The organism is Streptomyces sp. NPDC050416 (assembly GCF_044458845.1).
In the GTDB taxonomy this organism is placed as follows: Bacteria; Actinomycetota; Actinomycetes; order Streptomycetales; family Streptomycetaceae; genus Streptomyces.
The window spans coordinates 211,202-227,902 of the sequence record NZ_JBITII010000010.1 but is presented as its reverse complement, the minus strand read 5'-3'; the positions used below and the strand labels follow the sequence as shown (position 1 = coordinate 227,902).

Below are 16,701 nucleotides of genomic sequence, written 5' to 3'. Positions count from 1 at the left end.
GCCGTACCGCTCCCGCCGTCACCTCGGACTGACGGGTCAGGCCTGCTCGGCCTCGGCGGCCTTCTCGCCCTCGGCCGGCTTCTCGGCCTCGGGGGCGGCCTCAGCGGCGGGGGCGGCCTCGGCGGCCGGAGCAGCCTCGGCGGCCGGAGCGGCCTCAGCGGCGGGGGCAGCCTCGTCGGCCTTCTTCTCGCCCTCGAGCAGGTCGCGCTCCCACTCGGCCAGCGGCTCGCCCGCGGCCTTCTCGCCCTTGCCCTCGGTGGCGACACCGCTGCGGGAGATGAGGCCCTCGGCGACGGCGTCGGCGATGACGCGGGTGAGCAGGGTGACGGAGCGGATCGCGTCGTCGTTGCCCGGGATCTTGTAGTCGACCTCGTCGGGGTCGCAGTTGGTGTCGAGGATCGCGACGACCGGGATGTTCAGCTTCCGGGCCTCACCAACGGCGATGTGCTCCTTCTTGGTGTCCACGATCCAGACGGCGCTGGGCACCTTCTGCATCTCGCGGATACCGCCGAGGGTCTTCTCCAGCTTGGCCTTCTCGCGCGAGAGCACGAGAAGCTCCTTCTTGGTCAGACCGGACGCGGCGACGTCCTCGAAGTCGATCTGCTCGAGCTCCTTGAGGCGCTGCAGACGCTTGTAGACGGTCGAGAAGTTGGTGAGCATGCCGCCCAGCCAGCGCTGGTTGACGTAGGGCATGCCGACGCGGGTGGCCTGCTCGGCGATGGCCTCCTGCGCCTGCTTCTTCGTGCCGACGAACATGACCGTGCCACCGTGGGCGACGGTCTCCTTGACGAACTCGTAGGCGCGGTCGATGTACGACAGCGACTGGAGCAGGTCGATGATGTAGATGCCGTTGCGCTCCGTGAAGATGAAGCGCTTCATCTTCGGGTTCCAACGACGGGTCTGGTGACCGAAGTGGACGCCGCTCTCCAGCAGCTCCCGCATCGTGACGACGGCCATGGCCGTATCTCCTTGTGCTTCTCGGTTGTGCCGCGGATGCCGGATGGCCTCCGCGCCTGACGCCCGCTGCGCGCCGTGCCACGAGGGACCGAGGGGCGCTGATACGGCCCGTTGCCGGGGTGCGTATCGGGGCGTGCGAAGTCGACCCGGTGACCCGGATCGCCACCAGAAGTGTACGGGACCCGCGGGGCACCGGGTGACGCCGTTGTCCACAACCGGACGGCGGTCCACAGCCGGGGCCGGTGCCGGGCGGCGCTCCGGCACGCTTTCGGCATGCGAGCGAAGCGATGTGTGCGTGTGTGGACGCGGCTGATCCTGCTGCTGGTCGTGACGGTGACGGCCCTGCTGGCCCCACCGCCGCCCCTGTTCGCGGCCGGTGCCGCCCCACCCGTCCCGGACGCCACCGTCCCGTCGGTGGGACGTGCCTGGCCCGTGGGGTTACGCCCCCGGGTCGTGCGCGGCTGGGAACCCCCGGCGTCGGTCTACGGCCCCGGCCATCGCGGCGTGGACCTGGCGGCGCCCCCGGGCACGCCGGTGCGGGCGGTGGCCGCGGGCCGGGTGTCCTTCGCGGGCCGGGTGGCCGGAAAGGGAGTGATCTCGCTGGAGCTCACGGGAACGGGCGACCCGCCCCTGCGCACGACCTACGAGCCGGTGACGGCGACGGTGCGGGAGGACGAGGAGGTCGAACCGGGCGAGGTGATCGGCACGGTGGACGCGACGGGCTCCCACTGCACGACTACGTGCGTGCACTGGGGCCTGCGGCGGGACAAGACCTACCTGAACCCGCTCGGGCTCCTGCCCCCATGGCTCCTGCACAGGGGCCCGTCGAGACTCCTGCCGGTCTATTGACCGAGCTGCGGGCAGTCGTCGTGCCTCCCCCAGCGCCTTAAGGGCCTGTGAGGTGCACCAGGGCGGCAGGGGTGGCGCAGCGGCACCCCGCAACGCCGGGCTGCGCACCCACCCGGCCCGGCACCGGCGCGGCTCAGCCCCGCACGCCCCGCAGAGCCATACCCACCGCCGCCTCCGCGATGACGCCCGGCTCCTCCGCCGCCCCCAGCTCGATCCGCCGCACCGCCGCGTCCACGACGCCCTGCACCAGCATCGCCGCCAGCCGGGGCTGCTCATGCCCCATCTCACCCAGCGCCTCGACGATCAGCGCGACCAGCCCGCCATGCGCCGCCCGGATCTTCTCCCGGGCCCCGGCGTCCAGCTCACTCGCCGAGATCGCGACCACGGCCCGGTGCCGCCGGTCCCCCACCAGCTCCAGCTGCCGCCGCACATACGCCTCGACCTTGGCCTCGGCCGTCCCCGCCCGCTCCATCGCCGCCGAAACGTCCGCCGCCCAGACGGGAAAGTCGACCTCGCACAGCTCCTCGACCACGGCCGCCCGGGACCGGAAGTACTCGTAGACGGACGACCGCGCGAGCCCCGTCCGCTCGGCGAGGGCCGGGAAGGTCAGCGCCTCCGTACCACCCTCGGACAACAAGGCGCGAGCCGCGTCCAGCAGGGCGGCTCGCTGCATCGACCGGTGCTCGGCCACGGAGGCCGCTCGAATCCTTGGCACGTCAACCACTGTACGGACGCGCCGGACCGGACGGGAGTGGCTTCCGCCGCCTCGTCGCCGTACGGCCTGGTCAGCGGCCGAAGCTCGCCAGTTTCGCTCTCAGCTGGAGCACCGACTTGGTGTGGATCTGGCTGACCCGGCTCTCGGTCACGCCCAGCACGTTCCCGATCTCGGCCAGGGTGAGCCCCTCGTAGTAGTACAGCGTGACCACCGTCTTCTCCCGCTCGGGCAGCGTGTTGATCGCCCGCGCGAGGAACCTGCGGAGCTCCCGGTCCTCGGCGACCTCGACCGGGTTGTCGGCGGCGGTGTCCTCCAGCGTGTCCATGACGCTCAGGCCATCGCCGCCCTCGGCCCCGCCGTGCAGCAGCTCCTCCAGGGCCACCACGTTGGCCAGCGACAACTGGCTGAACACGGCGTGGAGTTCCTCCACCGCGATGCCCATCTCGGTGGCCACCTCGCCCTCGGTCGGTGTCCGCCGCAGCCGCCCCTCCAGCGTGGCGTACGCGCGCTCCACGTTGCGCGCCTTCTGCCGCACCGAACGGGGGATCCAGTCCAGGGCCCTCAGCTCGTCGATCATCGCGCCCCGGATCCGGGTGATCGCGTAGGTCTCGAACTTGATCTCGCGGTCGATGTCGAACTTCTCGATCGCGTCGATCAGCCCGAACACCCCGGACGAGACGAAGTCCGCCTGCTCGACGTTGGACGGCAGGCCCACGCTGACCCGGCCGGCGACGTACTTCACGAGGGGCGAGTAGTGCAGGATCAGCTGCTCCCGCAGCCGCTCGTCCCCCGTCGCCTTGTACGACCGCCACAGCTCGTCGAGCGTCGAGGGAGCGGGCGGCCGCACGCTGCCACCGTCACGGGCGGCTGGGGGGATCGCCGCCCGGTCGGACCCGGAGGTGTGCTGGGGCATTCGTCGCCTTGTGCCGTTCTGCTGCGGAGTGGTGCTGCTGGGGTGGGCTGTCTGTCTGATGTCGAGTTGCCTGTCCGTGTCGGGATCCTCGTGAGCGTAGCGTGACTGGGGTGTCGCGGTGCGCGAAGGACTGAGGTCAACAAGGGCGCAGATACGTTCCTCAGGGCCTCCGACCGGGTCGGCGAGCTCGGTCGGTGTGATCACCGGAGAACCCCAACTGGGGGAATTTCCAAGGGATGTCGAGGTTCCCCCGGACGGCCGAACAGGGCGCGGTCAGCAGGGCCCCGGACCGCCGCGGACCGACATCACCGCCTGGCGTGTCAACTTCCAGCCGTCGCCGTGTCGTTCGACGTAACCGAGTGCCCGCAGTTCGTACAGTCTCGCGACTGCGTCGTCCTGTGCGGTCTGTGCGCGGCGCGCGATCTCGTCCGGCCCGGCGGCCCGGCCGGAGGGCAGCGCGGCGAGCACCTGCCGGGTGGCCGGTGCCAGCAGGTCGCGGGGCAGGACGGGGCCGCGCCGGTCGGGGGCCAGCTGTCCGATGTCGCCGACCAGTTCGATGACGTCCGCGGCGTCGGTGACCAGGGCCGCCTCGCCGCGCAGCAGCTCGTGCACCCCCGCGGACAGTCCGCTGGTGGCCGGGCCGGGTACGCCCATGGTGTACCGGCCGAGGCGCTGTGCCGCCCGCGCCGTGACCAGGGAGCCGCTGCGGTGGGCGGCCTCGACGATCACGGTGCCGCGGGTGAGCGCCGCGATCACCCGGTTGCGCAGGATGAACCGGCTCGGTGTCGGATGATCGCCGGGCGGCAACTCTCCGAGGACCAGTCCCTGTTCGGCGATCCTGCTGATCAGCTGGGTGTGTCCGCGCGGGTAGGGGCGATCGACGCCGCAGGCGAGGACGGCGACGGTGGCGCCGCCCGCGCCGAGGGCGCCGCGGTGGGCGGCGCCGTCGACTCCGTAGGCGCCGCCGGACACCACGACCCAGCCCTGCTCGGCGAGGCCGGCGGCGAGGGTGGCCGCCATGTGCGCCCCGTACTCGGTGCAGGCGCGGGCGCCGACGACGGCCACCGACCTCAGCGCCCACATCCGCAGGCTGGCCCGCCCTCGCACCCACAGTCCCAGCGGCCGGGCATCCCCGAGATCGTCGAGTTGTCCCGGCCACTCCGCGCCCCCGGGGGCGACGAACCGCACCCCGGCCTCCCGGGCGACGGCGAGGTCCGCACGCGGCCTGGCCACCTCGGCCCTGGCCAGCAGCCCCTTCCACCGCTTCCCGCTCACCCCGGTCAGGGGCCGCCCGCCCTCAGCGAGCCGCCGGGCCACCTCCGGCGCCCCGGACTCCCGCACCCACCGCCCGGCGATCTCGTCACCGGGTTCGATGACGCGGGTGAGGAAGACCCGGGCGAGCAGCTCGTCGTCCGGTTCGCCGGCGGCGCTCACGTCAGGGCCCCCGGCGACGCTCACGTCAGCGCTCCGATGGCCATGGGCACGCCCCTCGGGACACCGGTGCGCAGCTGGAGCGCGAGGGCGACGTCCGTCGCGTCCGGCCGGTCGTGGCCGACGAGATCGGCGACGGTCCAGGCCACGCGCAGCACGCGGTCGAGGCCGCGGGCGGTCAGGACGCCGCGCTCCAGGTTCCGCTCGGCCTCGTCCATCGCCCCGGATACGGCGTACCAGCGGCTGCGCAGTTCACGGCCGGGTACCTCGCTGTTCGTGCGCCACGGGGTGCGGGCGAGGCGCTGCGTGGCGCGCTCCCGCGCGGCCCGTACCCGGTCGGCGACCGTCGCGGTGGACTCGCCGCGCGCGCCGGACGACGTCAGCTCGGTGCGGGTGACGCGGTCGACCTCCACGCGCAGGTCGACCCGGTCGAGCAACGGGCCGGAGAGCCTGGCCTGGTAGCGGCGGATCGCCGAGGGCGGGCACTCGCACAGGTCGTCCCGCTGCGAGAACCGGCCGCACGGGCAGGGGTTGGCCGCGAGCACCATCAGGAACTTCGCCGGGAAGCGCACCACTCCCGCGCTGCGCGCGATGACGACATGCCCCGCCTCCAGCGGCTGGCGCAGGGCGTCCAGGGCCTGGCTGCTGAACTCGGGTGTCTCGTCCAGGAAGAGGACTCCCCGGTGGGACAGCGAGACCGCACCGGGCCGCGCGACGCCCGGGCCGCCGCCGACGAGCGCCTGCATGGTGGCCGAGTGGTGCGGGGCGCAGTAGGGGGCGACGTCGATCAGGGGTTTGCCCGGGGGCAGCAGGCCCGCCACCGAGTGGACCGCGGTGACCTCCAGTGACTCCTGCCGGCCGAGCGGGGGCAGGATGGCGGGCAGGCGCTCCGCGAGCATCGTCTTGCCGGCGCCGGGAGGACCTTCCAGGAACAGGTGGTGTCCGCCCGCCGCGGCCACCTCCACCGCTGTGCGCGCCGAGATCTGCCCGACGACGTCCGCCAGGTCGTGGCCGGGCTCGTGCTGGGCCGCTCCGACGCTGTGCATGCCCGTGGCGGCGCCCGTGCCCGGCATGCGCAGGCCGGCGAGGAGCGGGTCCGGGCGGCCCTGCTCGTCCGGATCCTCGTCGGGCACGGGTTCGTCGGCCAGGATGGCGATCAGCTGGCGCAGGCTCCGCACGCCCAGTACGGAGATCCCCGGCACGAGGGACGCCTCGGCTGCGGCGCACTCGGGCACGACCACCTGCTCATAGCCCGCGTTCGCCGCCGCCAGCACCGCGGGCAGGACCCCCCGCACCGGCCGTACCCGCCCGTCCAGCCCCAGTTCGCCGATCATCACGATGTCGGCGAGGACCCGGGGGTCGATGCGCTCGGCCGCGCCGAGAACGGCCGCGGCGACGGCCAGGTCGAAGCCGCTGCCGGACTTGGGGACGGAGGCCGGGCTGAGGCCGACCGTGAGTTTCTTCTGGGGCCAGGCCGTGCCCGAGTTGACGACCGCGGCACGTACGCGGTCCCGGCTCTCCGTGAGGCTCTTGTCGGGCAGTCCCACCAGCGTGAACGCCGCGACACCCGGCTCCAGGTCGGCCTGGACCTCGACGACCACGCCCTCGACGCCCACCAGCGCCACCGAACACGTACGGGCGAATGCCATCAGGCCACCCCCCGCACATGCTCGACAACGGCCGCGCCGCGGGCCGGCAGCAGCACCCCGACCACGTCGATGCGGACCCCGCCGGGCGGTGCGCCCCCGTGCGTCTGGATCCACCGCTCGGCGAGGTCCCGCAGCCGCTCCGCCTTCTGCGGGGTCACGGCGGCCATCGGATGCTCGAAGGGACTCTCCCTGCGGGTCTTCACCTCGCAGACGACCAGGACGTCCCCGTCCCTGGCCACGATGTCGATCTCTCCGGCCCGGCCCGAGCGCCAGTTGCGCTCCAGGACCGTCAGTCCGCTCTCCGCCAGCCGCCGGGCCGCCAGAGTCTCTCCGTACCTGCCCATCGCACTGCGTGCGTTCATGTCGGCACCACCTCCGGCGCCAACGATCACGCACCCGCCCCCACGAAGTGGATCTTGGTGGACAGCTCAGCGGCTGTGGAAAACCCCGTCACCCTCCTGGGTGAGCGTCACCCACTCGGCAGTTCCAGATCGCTCTTGTTCAGCTCCTCGATGTTCACGTCCTTGAACGTGAGGACGCGGACCTGCTTCACGAACCGGGCCGGCCGGTACATGTCCCACACCCAGGCGTCCGCCATGGACACCTCGAAGAACACCTCACCCTGGACCGAGTGCACCTGCATCTCGTAGTCGTTGGTCAGGTAGAAGCGCCGCTCGGTCTCGATCACGTATTTGAACAGACCGACGACATCGCGGTACTCCCGGTAGAGCTTCAGCTCCATCTCGGTCTCGTACTTCTCGAGGTCCTCGGCGCTCATGGCATGTTCCCCTTCAGCCGTGCGATCCCACCATTGTGCGCCAGTCCCGTGCGCCCCTAGACGATTTCCGGGTCAAGGATCACGGGCCTGGCCGGGGGACCTTCGTCGAGCAGCGTGCGCAGCAGCCCGGCGAGTCTGGTCGGATACACCGTCTCATGTGCCCGGGAAAGTTCCGGACACGTCCACCAGCGCGCTCCGGCGACACTGCGCCGCTCCAGCTCGGTCAGCCCCGCGGCCTCGACCGCCGTACGGTCCGTTCGAGCCAGGTAGTACCACTCGTCCTGGTCCCAGCGGCGGCCCGCGAACGGGAAGGAGCACTTCCGCCGCCACAGCACCGGGCCCAGCTCGACCTCGGTGATGCCCGTCTCCTCGGCGAGTTCCCGCAGGGCGGCCTCCTCACGGGTCTCCTCGCCCTCCACACCGCCGCCGGGAGTGAACCACCAGTCGTCGGCCGGATCGTCCGGCTCGTGCCCGTGCAGCAGCAGGATGCGGTCCTGCGGATCGAGCAGCACGACCCGGGCGACCTTGCGCAGCCCACCCGCGTAGCCGTCCTGGCCCGCCCCCAGGGCCTCAGCGGACACCGGCGGGCTCCGTGCTCGCCCGCCGGGCCCGGGACGCGCCCGCGCGCTTGGCGACGGGGCCGTAGGCGCCTCCGCCCAGGACGAGCACGGCGCCGGCGATCACCAGGGCGGTGATGGTCCGCAGCGGTCCGGGCGAGGACAGGGTGCCGAGCGTCTCGAAGCCGGTGGGGCGCGCCAGCATGCCCTTCATGGGCCAGACCACGGAGTCGACGCGGGCGTCCACGGCGGAGCGGGCCACCGTGCCGCTGGCGGCGTCGGTGAGGTGGGCGGTGGAGTCCACGGAGTTGCCCCGCTCGTCGCCGAGCAGGAAGAGACGGCCCTTGGGGACGGTCACCGTGGGGAAGTTGCTCATCTCGGCCGGTGTGCCCTTGGGCAGGTACGTCTCGTCGATCTCCTTGCCGTTGACCTTGAGCTTGGCGTCCTGGCAGCAGGCGACCGTGTCGCCGCCGACGGCGACCACGCGCTTGACCATCGGCGCGTTGGCCCAGGTGGCGTCCTTGAAGACGACGACGTCACCGCGGCGCACCTCACCGCCGTCGACGCGCTGCGCCAGGATCCGGTCGCCGGCGTCGATCGTCGGCGTCATCGAACTGGTGGGCACCGTGTACGGCCGGTAGACCACCGCCCCCCAGGCGAAACCCCCGAGGAACAGCACAAGGCCCAGTGCGACGGCCAGCCCGGACAACCGCTGTCCGGTCCGGCTGCCCACCGGGCCCGGGCCTGTGCCACCGCTGCGCGGGGCCGTGTGCGTCATGCTCTCGCCACCCATGGGTCCGCACCCTACCCGGGGGTACCGACCGGGGTCAGCCCACCGCCGGGATCACTGCTTCCTGCGGCGCCACAGCACCACCGGCACCACACCCAGCAGCGCCGCCGCCTGCGGTGCCACCGCCGGACCGACCGCGGCCGGCTGGGCGCTCAGACCGGGCTGGTCGAAGGTGTCCGGCACCGGCAGGTTGTCCCAGCGGTTGATCGGCCAGGCGACGACGATGGCCCGGCCCACGACGTCCTTCACCGGGACCATGCCGTGGTGCTTGTCCGCCTGGTTGTAGCGGGAGTCCCGGGAGTTCTGCCGGTGGTCGCCCATGACCCAGATGTAGCCCTTGGGAACCTTTACCTTGAATTGACCGCCCTGGTCGTCGACGCTGCACGGCGTGTTGCCGGCGTAGACGTACGACCGCTCGTCCAGCGCCTTGCCGTTGACCGTGAGCGGGCCGGTGGCCTTGCACTCGACCGTGTCGCCGCCGACGCCGATGACCCGCTTGATGAGGTCCTTCTCCTCCGCGGACGGCATGAGGCCGATCCAGCTGAGGAACGTCTGCAGGGCGTTCGGATCCGCCGTCGGCTCGCCCGCCAGCCAGTTGTCCGGGTCGTGGAAGACGACGACCTCGCCGCGCTCGGGCTCGGAGCCGAACCAGGGGGTCAGCTTGTCGACCAGGACGCGGTCGCCCTGCTGGAGGGTGTTCTGCATCGAGTCGGAGGGGATGGAGAACGCCTGCACCAGGAACGTCTTGATCAGCAGAGCGAGCACCAGCGCGATGCCGATCAGAATGGGCAGCTCCTTCCAGAAGGAGCGCTGCTTCTTCGGTGTCCTGGCCGTGCCTCCCGGCCCTTCGCCCTCTGCTGTGCCGTACTCGTCTGTCACCCTGTCGCCCTCGGCTGCCCCGGAGTCATTCCCGGAGGTCACGGCGCTGTCCGCGGCCGGGACGGTGGATTCCGCGGGGCGTCCGCGGTGCTCCTCCCCGTCGTGTCCCGACCGTGCGCCAACCGCCACATCCCCCACGCCAACTCCTCACTCTGTGCCGCCGCCTGCCCCACACACGACGCAGGCCCACTACTCCCATAACGAGCGGGAGTTCCGCAGGGGTCGGGAGCTGGATCGTTCCGTTCGGATCGTCGGAGGCAACCCTATGCGACAGTTCGGCAGCGGCGGTCGACCCGGTGGCCGAGTCGGACACGGAGGCGTACGTGTTCGGCTCCTCCAGGGTGGTCCAGTGCCCGAAGGGCCAGGCGATGACCATGGCGCGGCCGACGACCTCTTCCTCGGAGACCGTGCCGCCGTAGTCGGTGTCCTGGTGGGCGCGGGAGTCCGCGGAGTTGTTCCGGTGGTCGCCCATCACCCACAGCCGCCCCGGGGGGACGGTGATGTCGAACGGCGTGTCGGACGGGGCGTTGCCGGGATACAGGTAGTCCTCGTTCAGCGGGATGCCGTTGACGGTCACGCGTCCTTGCGCGTCGCAGCACTTGACGCGGTCCCCGCCGACACCGACGACCCGCTTGATGAGGTCCTTCTCGTTGTCGGACGGCAGCAGGCCGATGAAGGTGAGCCCTTCCTTGACCTGCTTGACGACGATGGGGTCGTCCTTCGGAAGGGTGGTCTGCTCGTCCTGGAGCCAGCCGCCGGGGTCCTTGAAGACGACGACGTCCCCGCGCTGCGGCTTCGAGCCGAACCACGGGGTGAGCTTGTCGACCAGGACGCGGTCGCCGATCTGGATCGTCTGCTCCATGGAGCCGGACGGGATGACGAAGGCCTGGACGAGGAACGTCTTCAGTACCAGCGCTATCAGGACGGCGACGCCGACGAGGAGCGGTATCTCCTTGACGGCACCGCGCCTGCGGCGCCGCTTGACCTTCTTCTGGAGCTTGCGCCGCTCGGCGCGCGTCCGGCCGCTGGACGGGCCGGCGGCGCGACGGGCGCCGGTGGGCAGCAGGTTCTCGGCGGGGCCGGCGGGGACGCCGCGCGGTTTGCCGCGGTTACCCATGGGCGCCCGCCCTTCCGGCGGCGGCAGCGGGCACGCGAGCGTAGGCGTCGGGGCGGTTCAGCCGGGTGGCGTGACCGAAGGGCCAGACGATCCAGTCGGCGCGGCCGATCACCTCGTCGACCGGGATCATGCCGCCGCCGGGCGAGCCGAGGTGGTCGCGGGAGTCGCTGGAGTCGCCGCGGTGGTCGCCGAGGAGGAACAGGGCGCCGGCGGGCACGACGACGTCGAAGGGCACGGTGGAGGGGCTGTCGCCGGGGTACAGGAAGCCCGACTCGTCGACCGGCCGGCCGTTCACCTGGATCCTCCCCTCCTCGTCGCAGCAGACCACGTGGTCTCCCCCCACGCCGACAACGCGTTTGATGTAGTCCGCGTGCCCGAAGTACCCGGTCCCGTCGAACACGACGATGTCTCCCCGCTGCGGCTCGGCTCCGAAACGGTACGCCAACTTATTTACGAGAACCCGGTCCCCGATCCTCAATCCCTGTTCCATGGATCCGCTGGGGATCTGGAACGGCCGCAGCACGAACGTGCTGAGCAGCAGCAGGAAAAGCGGGCAGGCCAGCAGCGTCAGAGTGATCCGGCCGCCCGGGACCCACTCGGTGACACGCGACAACGCGAAACGCGACCGGTCCTCCGGCCCTCCGGGATCCGAGGTGTCCTCGGATTCGGAAGGGCGGGAGGAGCGGTCGCGCTCCGTCGGCTGAGCTTCGGTGTCCATCGGAGCCAGATGTTATCCGGCCCCGATGTGAACCCCGGAGAGCGCTCAGTTCTCGCGCTTCTCCTTGATCTTCGCGGCCTTGCCGCGCAGCTCACGCAGGTAGTACAGCTTGGCGCGGCGGACGTCACCCTTGGTGACGAGCTCGATCTTCTCCACGATCGGGGTGTGCACCGGGAAGGTGCGCTCGACGCCGACGGAGAAGGAGACCTTGCGGACCGTGAAGGTCTCGCGGACGCCGGCACCCTGGCGGCGGATCACCACACCCTTGAACTGCTGCACACGGGAGCGGTTGCCCTCGATGACGCGGACGTGCACGTTGACCGTGTCGCCCGGGCGGAAGGCGGGGACGTCGCTGCGCAGCGACGCGGAGTCGACGGTGTCGAGCAGGTGAGACATTTCGTCTGCTTTCCTCGCTGATGCCACAGGTCATCAACGGAAACTAGGTGTTCCGGATCAGGGTTGTGCGGGTCGGAGCGGGCGTCGTCTCCCCCTGTGGCAGGGGCGCGCGCCGGACGGACGCACAACAGCTGGCTATTCTTCCATGCCCTCGGTCCTGCGCCAAAATCGGCCGTACGGCTCCCCCGCGGGGTCCGGCGCCCAGCCCAGGATGGACAGCATCTCGCGGTCCTTCTTGTCGAAGGCCTTGGGATCGCACCGCTCGATGAGGTCGGGCCGGTGGGCGGTTGTGCGCTTCAGGGCCTCGTCCCGCCGCCAGCGGGCGATCTTCCCGTGGTGCCCGCTGAGCAGCACGTCGGGGATGTCCCGGCCGCGCCACTCGGGTGGCTTGGTGTAGACGGGCCCCTCCAGCAGGCTCGCCATGGCGCCGGGCGCGAAGGAGTCGTCCCGGTGGGACTCGGCGTTGCCCAGGACGCCGGGCAGCAGCCGCGCCACGGCCTCCGTGATGACGAGGACGGCCGCCTCGCCGCCGGCCAGGACGTAGTCGCCGATGGACACCTCGTACACCGGCATGCGCGTCGCGTAGTCCTCGACGACGCGCCGGTCGATGCCCTCGTAGCGGGCCGGCGTGAAGATCAGCCAGGGGCGCTCGGAGAGGTGGACGGCGAGCTCCTGGGTGAAGGGGCGGCCGCTGGGCGTGGGCACGATGAGGGCGGGCGCGTGGGAGCCGGTCTCGTAGCCGTCGGCCAGGACGGAGTCCAGCGCCTCTCCCCAGGGCTCGGTCTTCATGACCATGCCGGGGCCGCCGCCGTAGGGCGTGTCGTCGACGGTGTTGTGGCGGTCGTAGGTCCAGGAACGCAGGTCGTGGACGTGCACGTTCAGCTGTCCACGCGCGCGTGCCTTGCCGACGAGGGAGACGTTCAGCGGTTCCAGGTACTCGGGGAAGATCGTGACGACGTCGAGGCGCATTACGACTCTTCCCGGCTGGAGACGTCTCCCTGGCCGGAGGCGTCTTCCCGGCTGGACGCGATCTCCGCGCGGTCGTCGATCAGGCCCGGCGGCGGGGTGATGACGGCCTTCTGCTCCTCCAGGTCGATCTCGGCGACGATCTCCTCGACGAAGGGGATCATCACCTCGCTGCCGTCGGGGCGCTCCACGATGAACAGGTCCTGGGTGGGCAGGTGCGAGATCTCCGTGATCCGGCCGACCTCCGTGCCGTCCGCGGTGACCACGTCGAGGTCGATCAGGTGGTGGTCGTAGTACTCGTCCTCGCCCTCGGGCAGTTCCTCCGGGTCGATCTCGGCGATCAGGAGGGTGTTGCGCAGGGCCTCGGCGCCCGTGCGGTCGCCGACGCCCTCGAAGCGCAGCAGGAGACGGCCGCTGTGGACGCGGCCCGTCTCGATGGTGAGGGGTCCCGCGGCGGCGGGATCGGTGGCGAGTACGGCGCCGGGGGCGAGCCTCAGCTCAGGCTCGTCGGTCCGTACCTCGACGGTGACCTCGCCCTTGATGCCGTGGGCGCGGCCGATCCGTGCGACTACCAACTGCACGTGTCCAGTCTCCTGTCATACGACTGCGGGCCGGGGACGGCCCTCAGGCCGTCCCCGGCCCGAGCCGGTTGCGATAAGCGTCAGCGGACGTGGTCCACGTCGACGAGGTCGACGCGGACACCGCGACCGCCGATGGCGCCCACGACGGTACGCAGGGCGCGTGCGGTGCGGCCGTTGCGGCCGATCACCTTGCCGAGGTCGTCCGGGTGGACCCGGACCTCGAGCACCCGCCCGCGGCGCAGGTCGCGCGAGGCGACCTGCACATCGTCAGGGTTGTCGACGATGCCCTTCACGAGGTGCTCGAGAGCCTCCTCGAGCATGCTCAGGCCTCGGTCGAAGCGGACTCGGCGCCGGCCTCGTCCTTCTTCTCAGCCTTCTTCTTCTGGGTGATCGCCTCACCCTTGCCCTCGTCGTCACCGCCGAGAGCCTCGAACGACGGGCGCGCGGCCTTCTCGGGCGCCGTCAGCAGCGGAGCCGGGGCGGGCTCGCCCTTGAACTTCTGCCAGTCGCCGGTCTTCTTGAGAATGGCCATCACGGGCTCGGTCGGCTGGGCGCCGACACCGAGCCAGTACGCCACACGCTCGGCGTCGACCTCGATCACCGACGGGTTGTACGTCGGGTGGTACTTGCCGATCTCCTCGATCGCACGACCGTCACGACGGGTACGGGAGTCGGCGACGACGATGCGGTAGTGAGGCGAACGGATCTTGCCCAGACGCTTCAGCTTGATCTTGACTGCCACGGGAGTGGGTTCTCCTGGATTTGACGTGGTTGGGCACGGCGAGAGAAGCCGCGTGGGGTTGCGGTACCCGAGTGCCCGATGGACGCGTCAGCCGGAGGAGAGAGGGGTCCTGTGCGGCTGTCGAGTACAGCTAGCCATTGTGCCACACCCTGCCAGGCGGCTTTGACCGCGGGGTTCGCCGCGGCTCGGGGCAGGCCTAAGGGGCACCCGGCGTGGAGGTGAAGTACGTCGGGTGCCCTGCCCTGCGGTGGCGGGTGCTGTCCCGACCGGCAGCCACGAGATGCCGGTGTGGACGTCAGCCCGCCACCGCTCCCACCACGTCCGGGATCCGGAACGGCTTGCCGCACCCGCCGCAGACGATCGGCGCCTGGGCGAGGACCGACGGCACGACGCGTACGTTGCGGCCGCAGTCGCAGACCGCCTTGACGCGGACGCCGCCGCCGGAGGAGCCGTGCCGGGCGGCCGGGCCCCGGAAGGTGCGGGAGGTGTCGGAGGAGGTCGCGGCCGTGTGGGCCTTCAGGGCGCGCTGGAGGCGCTCCATCGTCGGGCGGTAGCGGCGCTTCGCCTCGGGGGTGAGCGTGACCAGGGAGAAGCCGCTGCTGGGATGCGGTTCCTCGGGGTGGTCCAGGCCCAGCTCCTCGGCGATCGCGAGGAATCTGCGGTTGTGGTAGCGGCCGGCACGGGAGGTGTCGCGGACGCCGCGGGCGGCGGCGATGCCATGGACTGCCTCATGGAGCAGTCGCTCGAAGGAGAGCTCGTGCCCGCACGCGGACGACGACTCCCCGATCAGGGACTCTGGCGCGGCAAGGTCGGGCAGCTCGGGGTGGTACCGCTGAATGTCGGCCCACGCCTGTGCCAGCTCTGCGGCGAGAACAGGTGGTGTCTGTGTCGTGCTCACGTAATGACAACGAGCCGGGGTGCCCCAGTGTTCCGATTCCGGGGCATCCCAAATAATTTGCACGTACCCGTCAGTTGCCTCTGATGCGTCCCGACGAGGGCGGGTGCGCTGATCTGTGGAGAAGCCTCACAGCTCACCACAAGGTGGTGCGTAGTCCCGCGTACGCCCCGGCACGTAGAGAGTGTCCGCGCGCCGGGAGCCCAGAGGTCCGCGGATACGCAAGAGACGTTTCGGTCGCCTTGCGCCCCACTCGGTAAGCGCGTGCCGCGACTCAGTAAGCGCGCGCGACGACCGCGACGTTACCGGGTGCGTCGTCGGCGTCCGGCACCGACCCGTCCTCGGCGACCAGACATCGTACGGTCGCCGCGTGATCGGCCAGCTTGGCCTCGCCCTCCTCGCCGAGCACCGCCCACGGGATGCGTGCCCAGCCGCCCGCGCCGGCCACCTCGACCGCCTCGTCGATCGTCGAGACCTCGCTGGTACGGGACTCGCGGCGCTCCCGGGACTGCTTGAGCAGCAGGGCCTGGTCCTCTTCGAGGACCTGCGGCAGCAGCGACACCAGAGCGTCCAGGGAGACCGGCTCCTTGCCGCCAGGGATGCGGCGGGCCAGCATCGCGGTGCCGTTCTCCAGGTCGCGCGGGCCGATCTCGATCCTGACCGGCACGCCCTTGAGCTCCCAGTCGACGGCGCGGCGGCCGAAGGGGGTGTCAGTACGGTCGTCCACATGGACGCGGATCCCGGCCGCCTTCAGCCGGTCGCCGAGCTCACGGACCTTGGCCAGAACCGCTTCATCGCCCTTGATCGCGAGCACCACGGCCTGGGTCTGCGCGAGCCGCGGCGGGACGCGCAGGCCGTTGTCGTCGCCGTGCATCATCACCAGGGCGCCGATCATGCGGGTGGTGGAGCCCCAGGAGGTCTGCCAGACCAGCTCCTGCCGGCCGTCCTTCGACAGGTACTGCGTGTTGAAGGCCTTGGCGAAGTTCTGGCCCAGTTCGTGGCTGGTGGCCATCTGGAGGGCCTTGCCGTCGCCCATCATGCCTTCGAGCGTGAGGGTGTTGATGGCGCCGGCGAACCGCTCCTTGACGGTCTTGCGGCCGGGGACGACGTCCATCGCCAGGACGTTCACCATGAAGTCCTCGTAGACCTTCCGGTGAATGTGCGCGGCGAAATCGCGCGCCTCCTCATAGGTGGCGTGCGCGGTGTGGCCCTCCTGCCAGAGGAACTCGGTGGTGCGCAGGAACAGGCGGGGCCGCAGCTCCCAGCGCACGACGTTCGCCCACTGGTTGATGAGCAGCGGCAGGTCACGGTAGCTCTGGATCCACTTCGAGAAGTAGTCGTTGATGATCATCTCGGAGGTGGGCCGGACCACGGCGGGCTCTTCGAGTTCCTTGCCGCCGCCGTGCGTGACCACGGCCAGCTCGGGCGCGAAGCCCTCGACGTGGTCCGCCTCGCGCGTGAGGTACGACTGCGGGATCAGCAGCGGGAAGTACGCGTTCTGGGTGCCCGTCTCCTTGATGCGGGCGTCCATCTCGCCCTGCATCCGCTCCCACAGCCCGTATCCGTACGGTCGGATGACCATGGTGCCGCGCACCGGACCGTTGTCGGCGAGCTCCGCCTTGGTGATCAAGTCCTGGTACCAGCGCGGGAAATCGTCCGCCTGGGGGGTGAGAACGGGTGTCTTGGCCATGGCGAGATCGTACGGGCCCACGTTGCCGGAATGTGAAATCTCGCCATAGGCACATGACAACTCATATGCCGTGCCGCT

The 16,701-nt window shown here is 70.9% G+C and carries 20 protein-coding genes; 1 reads left to right on the top strand and 19 read right to left on the bottom strand.

The annotated features are described in order from the left end of the window. Window positions 1-36: 36 nt before the first annotated feature. Complete coding sequence (gene rpsB / locus ACIBL4_RS29080; protein ID WP_399414754.1) at window positions 37-957, bottom strand: 30S ribosomal protein S2; 921 nt, start codon at window positions 955-957, stop codon at window positions 37-39. A 273-nt stretch (window positions 958-1,230) separates the two neighbouring features. On the opposite strand from rpsB, the gene ACIBL4_RS29075 reads away from it, so the two are divergent. Then, a complete protein-coding gene (locus tag ACIBL4_RS29075; RefSeq protein WP_399414753.1) occupies window positions 1,231-1,806 on the top strand; it encodes a murein hydrolase activator EnvC family protein in 576 nt (191 codons plus the stop codon). A 133-nt stretch (window positions 1,807-1,939) separates the two neighbouring features. Here the strand turns inward: ACIBL4_RS29075 and ACIBL4_RS29070 are convergent, their stop codons facing one another. From ACIBL4_RS29070 to proS, 18 genes are all read right to left on the bottom strand, one after another. Continuing rightward, the gene (locus ACIBL4_RS29070) at window positions 1,940-2,497 is read right to left on the bottom strand and encodes a TetR/AcrR family transcriptional regulator (RefSeq protein WP_399414850.1); all 558 of its coding nucleotides are present in this window, start codon (window positions 2,495-2,497) and stop codon (window positions 1,940-1,942) included. 94 nt (window positions 2,498-2,591) lie between these two features. After that, window positions 2,592-3,434 (bottom strand): RNA polymerase sigma factor WhiG, encoded by an 843-nt coding sequence (whiG, locus tag ACIBL4_RS29065; protein WP_399414752.1) that lies wholly within the window; start codon window positions 3,432-3,434, stop codon window positions 2,592-2,594. A 273-nt stretch (window positions 3,435-3,707) separates the two neighbouring features. Then, window positions 3,708-4,868, bottom strand: a complete 1,161-nt coding sequence (gene dprA, locus ACIBL4_RS29060; RefSeq protein ID WP_399414849.1) for a DNA-processing protein DprA — start codon at window positions 4,866-4,868, stop codon at window positions 3,708-3,710. 20 nt (window positions 4,869-4,888) lie between these two features. Then, window positions 4,889-6,514 (bottom strand): YifB family Mg chelatase-like AAA ATPase, encoded by a 1,626-nt coding sequence (locus ACIBL4_RS29055; RefSeq protein WP_399414751.1) that lies wholly within the window; start codon window positions 6,512-6,514, stop codon window positions 4,889-4,891. After that, a complete protein-coding gene (locus ACIBL4_RS29050; protein WP_399414750.1) occupies window positions 6,514-6,906 on the bottom strand; it encodes a YraN family protein in 393 nt (130 codons plus the stop codon). Before ACIBL4_RS29050 ends, ACIBL4_RS29055 begins: the two co-directional genes overlap by 1 nt. 77 nt (window positions 6,907-6,983) lie before the next feature. After that, window positions 6,984-7,292, bottom strand: coding sequence for a DUF2469 domain-containing protein (locus ACIBL4_RS29045; protein ID WP_003993268.1), 309 nt, complete (start codon window positions 7,290-7,292; stop codon window positions 6,984-6,986). Window positions 7,293-7,348: 56 nt separating this feature from the next. Then, entirely contained in the window at window positions 7,349-7,873 is a 525-nt protein-coding gene (locus tag ACIBL4_RS29040; RefSeq protein WP_399414749.1) for an NUDIX hydrolase, read from the bottom strand. Next, window positions 7,863-8,642, bottom strand: coding sequence for a signal peptidase I (gene lepB / locus ACIBL4_RS29035; RefSeq protein WP_399414748.1), 780 nt, complete (start codon window positions 8,640-8,642; stop codon window positions 7,863-7,865). The genes ACIBL4_RS29040 and lepB (ACIBL4_RS29035) overlap by 11 nt, the downstream gene beginning before the upstream one ends. Before the next feature lie 51 nt (window positions 8,643-8,693). Beyond that, window positions 8,694-9,656 (bottom strand): signal peptidase I, encoded by a 963-nt coding sequence (gene lepB, locus ACIBL4_RS29030; RefSeq protein ID WP_399414747.1) that lies wholly within the window; start codon window positions 9,654-9,656, stop codon window positions 8,694-8,696. Continuing rightward, window positions 9,544-10,635, bottom strand: a complete 1,092-nt coding sequence (gene lepB / locus ACIBL4_RS29025) for a signal peptidase I (RefSeq protein WP_399414746.1) — start codon at window positions 10,633-10,635, stop codon at window positions 9,544-9,546. Before lepB (ACIBL4_RS29025) ends, lepB (ACIBL4_RS29030) begins: the two co-directional genes overlap by 113 nt. Then, on the bottom strand, window positions 10,628-11,353 hold the full coding sequence (gene lepB / locus ACIBL4_RS29020; protein WP_399414745.1) for a signal peptidase I: 726 nt from the start codon (window positions 11,351-11,353) through the stop codon (window positions 10,628-10,630). Before lepB (ACIBL4_RS29020) ends, lepB (ACIBL4_RS29025) begins: the two co-directional genes overlap by 8 nt. Before the next feature lie 45 nt (window positions 11,354-11,398). Further along, the gene (gene rplS, locus ACIBL4_RS29015) at window positions 11,399-11,749 is read right to left on the bottom strand and encodes a 50S ribosomal protein L19 (protein WP_010044485.1); all 351 of its coding nucleotides are present in this window, start codon (window positions 11,747-11,749) and stop codon (window positions 11,399-11,401) included. Between the two features lie 135 nt (window positions 11,750-11,884). After that, window positions 11,885-12,718 (bottom strand): tRNA (guanosine(37)-N1)-methyltransferase TrmD, encoded by an 834-nt coding sequence (trmD, locus tag ACIBL4_RS29010; protein ID WP_399414744.1) that lies wholly within the window; start codon window positions 12,716-12,718, stop codon window positions 11,885-11,887. After that, window positions 12,718-13,296, bottom strand: coding sequence for a ribosome maturation factor RimM (gene rimM / locus ACIBL4_RS29005; protein WP_399414743.1), 579 nt, complete (start codon window positions 13,294-13,296; stop codon window positions 12,718-12,720). The genes trmD and rimM overlap by 1 nt, the downstream gene beginning before the upstream one ends. An 80-nt stretch (window positions 13,297-13,376) precedes the next feature. Next, window positions 13,377-13,616, bottom strand: coding sequence for an RNA-binding protein (locus ACIBL4_RS29000; RefSeq protein ID WP_005479813.1), 240 nt, complete (start codon window positions 13,614-13,616; stop codon window positions 13,377-13,379). 2 nt (window positions 13,617-13,618) lie between these two features. Further along, window positions 13,619-14,038: a 30S ribosomal protein S16 gene (rpsP, locus tag ACIBL4_RS28995; protein WP_306963183.1), complete on the bottom strand. Its 420-nt coding sequence runs from the start codon at window positions 14,036-14,038 to the stop codon at window positions 13,619-13,621. Window positions 14,039-14,333: 295 nt separating this feature from the next. After that, window positions 14,334-14,936, bottom strand: coding sequence for a hypothetical protein (locus ACIBL4_RS28990; RefSeq protein ID WP_020270731.1), 603 nt, complete (start codon window positions 14,934-14,936; stop codon window positions 14,334-14,336). 271 nt (window positions 14,937-15,207) lie between these two features. After that, a complete protein-coding gene (gene proS, locus ACIBL4_RS28985; RefSeq protein ID WP_399414742.1) occupies window positions 15,208-16,623 on the bottom strand; it encodes a proline--tRNA ligase in 1,416 nt (471 codons plus the stop codon). Window positions 16,624-16,701 lie beyond the last annotated feature (78 nt).